The organism is Streptomyces sp. SP17BM10 (assembly GCF_036322405.1).
Classification (GTDB): Bacteria; Actinomycetota; Actinomycetes; order Streptomycetales; family Streptomycetaceae; genus Kitasatospora.
The window spans coordinates 1-225 of sequence record NZ_JAQYXB010000087.1; the positions used below are offsets into that span (position 1 = coordinate 1).

Genomic DNA, 225 nt, shown 5'->3' on the forward strand with positions numbered 1-225 from the left:
CAGCAGCGGGACTTCCCGGTCCTGCCCGTACGTCGCGAGCAGCGCCTGCGCCTCGATCGGATCACCCAGCGTCGTCCCCGTCCCGTGCGCCTCCACGGCATCCACGTCGGCAGCCGACAGCCCCGCGCTCGCCAACGCCTGCCGGATCACCCGCTGCTGCGACGGACCGTTCGGCGCCGTCAGACCGTTCGACGCCCCGTCCTGGTTGACGGCCGAGCCCCGCAG

Annotated in this window: 1 protein-coding gene; it reads right to left on the bottom strand. The window is 73.8% G+C overall.

Going from position 1 to position 225, the window contains the following annotated elements; translation table 11 throughout:
* A partial coding sequence (locus tag PUR71_RS00335) for a hypothetical protein (RefSeq protein WP_329924262.1) occupies window positions 1-225 on the bottom strand: 225 nt, incomplete at both ends.